The organism is Acidovorax sp. HMWF018, assembly GCF_003061035.1.
Lineage (GTDB): Bacteria > Pseudomonadota > Gammaproteobacteria > Burkholderiales > Burkholderiaceae_C > Acidovorax > Acidovorax delafieldii.
This window is the reverse complement of record NZ_QAIM01000653.1, coordinates 11,571-18,670: the sequence shown is the minus strand read 5'-3', so window position 1 is coordinate 18,670 and position 7,100 is coordinate 11,571. Positions and strand designations below refer to the sequence as shown.

General features: G+C 63.6%; 6 protein-coding genes. 2 read left to right on the top strand and 4 right to left on the bottom strand.

The window, feature by feature from the left end; all coding sequences use genetic code 11:
- Window positions 1-352 precede the first annotated feature (352 nt).
- Together DBR23_RS27395 and DBR23_RS27390 are read right to left on the bottom strand one after the other, a co-directional pair.
- Complete coding sequence (locus DBR23_RS27395) at window positions 353-3,271, bottom strand: aconitate hydratase (RefSeq protein ID WP_056058660.1); 2,919 nt, start codon at window positions 3,269-3,271, stop codon at window positions 353-355.
- Window positions 3,272-3,470: 199 nt separating this feature from the next.
- The gene (locus DBR23_RS27390) at window positions 3,471-3,878 is read right to left on the bottom strand and encodes a hypothetical protein (RefSeq protein WP_108500161.1); all 408 of its coding nucleotides are present in this window, start codon (window positions 3,876-3,878) and stop codon (window positions 3,471-3,473) included.
- Between the two features lie 110 nt (window positions 3,879-3,988).
- Here DBR23_RS27390 and DBR23_RS27385 point away from each other — a divergent pair, with 110 nt between their 5' ends.
- Complete coding sequence (locus tag DBR23_RS27385) at window positions 3,989-4,864, top strand: helix-turn-helix domain-containing protein (RefSeq protein WP_108500160.1); 876 nt, start codon at window positions 3,989-3,991, stop codon at window positions 4,862-4,864.
- Window positions 4,865-5,113: 249 nt separating this feature from the next.
- Here DBR23_RS27385 and DBR23_RS27380 read toward each other — a convergent pair whose 3' ends face one another.
- A complete protein-coding gene (locus DBR23_RS27380) occupies window positions 5,114-5,416 on the bottom strand; it encodes an H-NS histone family protein (RefSeq protein WP_056058651.1) in 303 nt (100 codons plus the stop codon).
- A 159-nt stretch (window positions 5,417-5,575) separates the two neighbouring features.
- Window positions 5,576-6,871: a hemolysin family protein gene (locus DBR23_RS27375; protein WP_108500159.1), complete on the bottom strand. Its 1,296-nt coding sequence runs from the start codon at window positions 6,869-6,871 to the stop codon at window positions 5,576-5,578.
- 35 nt (window positions 6,872-6,906) lie between these two features.
- Between DBR23_RS27375 and DBR23_RS31975 the strand changes: the two genes are divergently transcribed.
- The coding region (locus tag DBR23_RS31975; RefSeq protein ID WP_233250785.1) for a metallophosphoesterase at window positions 6,907-7,100 on the top strand (194 nt) is incomplete at its 3' end.

Below are 7,100 nucleotides of genomic sequence, written 5' to 3'. Positions count from 1 at the left end.
TGCTGGGCGCCCGCCCCATCCCCCAGCATCTGCGCCAGCGGCACCACGACCAGCGCCAGCACTGCCACCACCAGCACCACGGTAATGGCGGGCGCATCCGACCAGGGCATGCGCGCTGTCGGAGAGCTGTTGGGAGGTGGCATGGACGAAGGGGTGAATGGCAGTGCCAGCGAAATGGCCGCACAACGTCACAAGTGTATCTACGCGTAAGGAAATGACCAGAGCGCTCGCACCATGAAAAACGGGGCCAAAGCCCCGTCCAAGACAACCCGGGACGGCGCTGCGCCCAGGCGTTGCGTGCACGCATCAGCGCAGGGCGCGATGCGGCAAGGAAGAAGGATGCAGCGGGCCCTCAACCCTCCAGCAGCTGGCGCAGCACAAACGGCAAGATGCCCCCGGCCTGGTAGTAGTCCACCTCGATGGGGGTGTCGATGCGCAGGGTCACCGTCACTTCCTGGCGCGTGCCGTCTGCACGGTGAATGACCAGCCTCGCATCGCTCTGTGGCGTGAGTGCGGCATCAGGCACCACATCAATCACCTCATTGCCCGTCAGGCCCAGCGTTTCCCAAGAATCGCCCGCCTTGAACTGCAGCGGCAACACGCCCATGCCAACGAGGTTGGAGCGGTGAATGCGCTCAAAGCTGCGCGCCACCACCGCCTTGATGCCGAGCAGTTGCGTGCCCTTGGCGGCCCAGTCGCGGCTGGAGCCGGTGCCGTACTCTTCGCCCGCAAAAATCACGGTGGGCGTGCCCTGCGCCATGTACTGCATGGCGGCATCAAAGATGAACATCTTCTCGCCCTGCAGCGGACCATCGTTCTGGAACAACGTGACGCCGCCCTCTTCACGCGAGCCATCGGCGGTGGGCGGAATCATCAGGTTCTTGATGCGCACATTGGCAAAGGTGCCGCGCATCATCACGTCATGGTTGCCCCGGCGGGCGCCGTAGCTGTTGAAGTCTGCCTTTTGCACGCCGTGCTGCAACAGCCACTGGCCTGCGGGCGAGCTTTCCTTGATGGAGCCTGCGGGCGAGATGTGGTCGGTGGTGATGGAGTCGCCGAACAGCGCCATGATGCGCGCGCCGTGCACCGCCGACGCGGCCGCAGCGCCTTTGTCGAGCGCAAACTGGGCAAAAAACGGCGGCTCGGCAATGTAAGTGCTGGCGGGCCAGGTGTAGGCCGTGCCACTGACTCCCTTGATCTTCTCCCACAGCTTTCCGGGGTCGGTCGCCACCTTGGCGTAGTTTTCGCGGAAGGCCTTGCCGTTCATGGCGAACTTGAGCAGGGCGTGGACTTCATCGCTGGTGGGCCAGATGTCGCCCAGGTAGATGTCCTTGCCACCCTTGCCCTTGCCCACGGGTTCGGTCATCAGGTCTTTCAGCACCGTGCCCGCGATGGCATACGCCACCACCAGTGGCGGGCTGGCCAGAAAGTTCGCCTTGAGGTTGGGGTGGATGCGCGCCTCGAAGTTGCGGTTGCCCGACAGCACGGCTGCGCAGACCAGATCGTTGCTGGTGATGACCTCGTTCAATTCGGGGGTGAGGTCGCCCGCGTTGCCGATGCAGGTGGTGCAGCCATAGCCCGCCAGCGCAAAGCCCAGCTTTTCCAGGTACGGCAGCAGCCCGGTCTGCGTGAGGTATTCGGTGACGATGCGCGAGCCGGGGGCCAGCGAGGTCTTGATGTGCGGCTGCACCTTGAGGCCTGCCTCCACCGCTTTCTTGGCCAAGAGGCCTGCAGCCAGCAGCACGCTGGGGTTGCTGGTGTTGGTGCAGCTGGTGATGGCGGCAATCAGCACGTCGCCATTGCCCACTGTGGGGTCAGCCCCCTTGGCGGGCAGCGTGGCTGCGCGGGCCTCGCCGTGCGCAGTGGCCAGTGCGGGTTTGTTGGCCTCCATCTCGACCACCGAGCGCGGTGCGCCGGCCGGCGTGGGCTTGCCGTCTGGCGTAGCCTCTTCGGCGACAGCTTCGCCATGGCGGTGGATGTGATGGCGCGTGTGCAGCAGCTCTGCCGGGCGGTTGAAGCCGTTTTGCGCGTTGGGCTTGCTGAACAGCTCAGCGAACTGGCTGCTGACCTTGCCCAGCTCGATGCGGTCTTGCGGGCGCTTGGGGCCCGCCAGGCTGGGGGTGACGCTGCCAAGGTCGAGCTTGACGACCTGCGAGTAGTCGACCTCGCCGGCCAGCGGCACACCAAACAGCCCCTGGGCCTTGAAGTAGGCCTCGAAGGCTTCGATCTCGCCCTTGGTACGGCCCGTGCCCTTGAAGTAGTCGATGGTCTTTTCGTCCACCGGGAAGAAGCCCATGGTGGCGCCGTACTCCGGCGCCATGTTGCCGATGGTGGCGCGGTCGGGCAGCGCCAGGGTGCGCGTGCCTTCGCCAAAGAACTCCACGAACTTGCCCACCACCTTGTGCTGGCGCAGCAGCTCGGTCACGGTGAGCACCAGGTCGGTGGCGGTCACGCCCTCGCGCAGCTGGCCGGTCATCTCAAAGCCCACCACATCGGGCGTGAGGAAGTACACCGGCTGGCCCAGCATGGCGGCCTCGGCCTCGATGCCGCCCACGCCCCAGCCCACCACGCCGATGCCGTTGATCATGGTGGTGTGGCTGTCGGTGCCCACCAGGGTGTCGGGGTAGTAGACGCCATCCTTGCGCTTGTGCACGCCGCGCGCCAGGTATTCGAGGTTGACCTGGTGCACGATGCCAAAGCCCGGGGGCACCACACCAAAGGTGTCAAAGGCCTGCATGCCCCACTTCATGAACTCGTAGCGCTCTTTGTTGCGCTGAAATTCGAGTTTCATGTTCAGGTCGAGCGAATTCTTCTTGCCGTAGTGGTCGACCATGATCGAGTGGTCCACCACCAGGTCCACCGGCACCAGGGGCTCGATCTTCTTGGGGTTCTTGCCCAGCTTGGCGGCCACGCTGCGCATGGCGGCCAGATCGGCCAGCAAAGGCACACCGGTGAAGTCCTGCAGCACCACGCGCGAGACGACAAAAGGGATCTCGTCGGTGCGCGCGGCATTGGGCGCCCAGTGCGCAAGCTGTTGCACATGCTCGGCCGTCACCTTGCGGCCGTCGCAATTGCGCAGCACCGATTCGAGCACGATGCGGATCGACACCGGCAGACGCTGGATCTGCGGAAACTGCTTGGCCAGCGCGGGCAGAGAGTAGAACTTGCCCTCCTTGCCCGACGCTGTTTTGAAGCCCTTGAGCGTGTTGGCAAAGGCGTGGCGTGCGGGTCGGGACGACGGTTTGGCTAGCGGCTTGGACGATGAGGCCATGGCGAACTCCTTGATAAGGCAACAGCGTCTATTCTGGCAGTCCCCCATGACGGCGCAATCGTTGGGGGTATGCCGCTGTGCCCCGCCGCCCTGGCGCAGAGGCTCATACGACGCTCTTTTCACCATTTTTGCGGAGAAACCCGCCCAAGCGCTACATCCTTATGCCTCAATAGCTATCAAATATATAGCGCAAAAAAAACTAAGCAGCAGCCCATGCAGGCAAGCGGCGCACACCCATCCACTGCAGCTCCGCAATGAGCGCCACCGAGACCACGTGCACCACCAGGTACGCCTGACCCAGCAACGTGGGTGCCACGGCGTTACCGAGCAGCAGCACCAGGCTGGCCAACGCCCATCCAAAGTTGGCAGCGATCAGCACCCACAGCCCTCCGCGCGGCATGGTGCGCGCGCGGGCAATGCGGGTGGCCAGTGCTGCGTAGCCCAGCAGCAAAACGCCGGACACCACCAGCAGTCCGTGCGGCAGCCCTAGCCATTCGGCCAGGGACGCCGTCAGCAGCAGATGCAAGGCGCCCAACAGCAGCCCGGTGGACGCATCGAACCAGACCACGGCACGCAAAAGGGAGGGGGAAGACAACAGGTTCAACATGGCAAGCTCCTTGGGGGTTGAAGAAGGCTGCATCGTTGCCGCTGCGGCGCATGGCGTCGATGACATGGCAGGTAATGGCCTGCGGCCTGGTTGGGCCTAGGATGCGAGGCATGACGTCCGCACCCTCCACCCCCTCTCGCCGCACCCCGCGCCATCCGCTGCCGCACCGCAGCGCAGCGGCGGGGCCTGCCAGTTTTGGCGACCACCTGCGCACCTGGCGCCAGCAGCGGCACCTGAGTCAGCTGGAGCTGGCCGACGAGGCAGACATCTCCACGCGGCACGTGAGCTTCATGGAAACCGGCCGCACCAATCCCAGCCGTGACATGGTGCTGCGCCTGTGCGAGCGCCTGGCCATCCCGCTGCGCGAACGCAACGCACTGCTGGTAGCAGCCGGCTACGCCCCCATGTACCGAGAACGCGCGCTGGACGACCCGGCACTGACCGCAGCGCGCCAGGCCGTCGAGCTGGTGCTCAAGGGCCATGAGCCCTGCCCCGCCATCGCACTCGACCGCTGCTGGAACGTGGTGGCTGCCAACCGCGCAGCGCAGGCCTTGCTGGCCGCGCACGTGAGCCCTGAACTGCTCGTGCCCCCCATCAACGTGTTCCGCCTGAGCCTGCACCCCGACGGCCTGGCGTCACGCATCGCCAATCTGGCGCAATGGCGCCACCACCTCTTTGAGCGCCTGCGCCAGCAGATTCATGCCACGGGGGACCCGGCATTGCTGGCCCTGCAGGCCGAACTGCTGGAATACCCCGCGCCCGATGAATCCACACCGCTCGTGATGGCGGGAGAAATGCTGGGTGTGGTGATGCCGTTTTGTTTCAATAGCGTGCACGGCATGCTGTCGCTCATCAGCACCACGACGATATTCGGCACGCCAGTGGATGTGACGCTGCAGGAGTTGGCGGTGGAATCGTTTTTCCCGGCCGACGCATTTACTGCCCAGGTACTGCGGGAGATGGCGCAGCAATATGCTGTGGATTGACGGCCTGGAGTGGGTTGAACCACAACACGCAGACCGAATTTTTGGGTTCCGTGGGCAGTGGCTGGTTGGGATAGCGTGATTTTGCGGTATCCACCCGGTGAATGCAGGGCGCAGATTTTATGTCGCCAGCGATGTATGAAGGCTCCAGATGCTGGGCTAGGCTGGGTAGTTCGGCGCCCCATGCCAGGCCACCCAAAAAAATAGCCCGCAGTTGCGGGCTATTTTTTTGAGTGCAGCGAATGCCGATTCTCAGATGGCGAACTTTTCGCGGTTTTCGTTCTGAATCCACTTGGGCGCCTTGCCACGGCCGGTCCATGTCTGGCCAGTCGCCGGGTCGCGGTATTTGGGGGCCACTTTGGTGCCTGCGGTAGAGCTGCGGCCAGTTTTCCCTGCGGCCTTGCCCGCGGGGAACACATCCTGGGCGGTCAGACCATATTCGGCCACCAAGGCGCGCACTTGGGAAACAGCGTCCGACAATTCTCGGCGACGGGCTTCGCTGATTTGTTGCTCAAGCGCTTCACGCTGCTTCAAAAGTTCTTTGTAGCTGGTCATGGTGTCTGAATAAGAAAATGGGGTTGGTGACAGTGCGATTATATGGATAACCGCTGCGAGCACACGCCGGGGTAACGATTTTGCATTAAGAAACCACAAAAATACTGACTGGCATATTCAGCACCTGGACAGACGGTGGTCCAAGAAGCCACAAAGGCTTCAAAGTGCGCCGTCAGGCAGTGCCAATACGCGGTCAATGCGTTTTCCCTCCAGGGCCAGCACCTCGAATATCCAGCCCACGCACACAATCTGTTCGCCTACGGCAGGTAAATGCCCCGTTTCTGCCATCAAAAACCCCGCCAGGGTGTTATACCGCCCACGGTCTTCCTGCGGCAGATCTCGAATATCCAGGCGGGCCTTGAGTTCGGACACAGGCATCAGCCCATCGAGCAGCCATGCGCCGTCATCACGCGGGGTGGCCCAGGCATCGGCGGCAGCGCCGGGCTGCAATTCACCGGTAATGGCTTCGAGCAGATCGTGCGGAGTCATGATGCCCTGCACCACGCCATATTCGTCCACCACAAACACCATGCGCCCCGAGCGCGCTCGAAACTGCTCCAGCAGCTCCATGCCGCTCAAGGTCTCGGGCAAAAAGGCGGCGGGCTTCACATACTGTTCCAGCGTGCCGGGCGCATCAGGCCCCAGCTCCAGCAACCGGGCCACGCTCACAATACCCACCACCTCGTCCAGAGAGTTGCGACACACGGGGTACCACGAATGCGCGGCATGCTCGCCGCCACGGCCCGCCTGCTGCAAGCCCTGCAACACCGACCACCCTGCATCGAGCCAGCCCACATCACTGCGCGGCACCATCAGCGAGGTCAATGGCCGATCATCCAGGCGAAACACGTTTTGCACCATCTGGTGCTCATGGTGCTCGATCACACCGGCCTCGCGCCCTTCTTCCAGGCTGGCAACGATTTCTTCTTCCGTGACCGAACGCCCTGCTGTGTTGTCCACCTGCATCAGGCGCAGCACCCCTTGGGTGGAGAGCGACAACAGGCGCACAAAAGGCTTGGCCACCCGGGCCACCCAGGCCATGGGTCGCGCCACCAGGCGGGACACCGCCTCGGGATAGAGCTGTCCGATGCGTTTGGGCACCAGTTCGCCAAACACGATGGTGACGAAGGTGATGACGGTTACCACCAGCGCGGTAGCGGTGATGCTGGCGGCCCGCACAGGCATCCCGAGCTGCTGCAGCCACAGCCCCAGGTCATCGCTGAAAGCAGCCTCTCCGAGGATCCCGTTGAGCATGCCAATGGAGGTGATGCCCACTTGCACCGAGGACAAAAACTGCGTGGGGTTCTCAAGCAGCGCCAGAGCGGCCTGTGCGCCCTTGTCACCCGCCTCGGCCATGGCGGTCAGCCGCGACCTGCGACTTGACGCCAGCGCCAGCTCGGACATCGCGAACACGCCGTTGAGCAGGGTCAGCAGCGCGATCAGCAGAAAATCCATGCTTCACTCAATCAGGTTTGCAACCGACGACCATAATGGCACTTTACTGTATCGGCGACATTCAGGGCTGCGACGACGCCCTGGTGCGCCTGCTGGACACCATCGGCTTTTCTGCCAGCCGTGACACGGTGTACCTGCTGGGGGACCTCGTCAACCGCGGCCCCGACTCCGCCGCCGTGCTGCGCCGCTGCATGCGGCAGGGCGACGCCATCCGCTGCCTGCTGGGCAA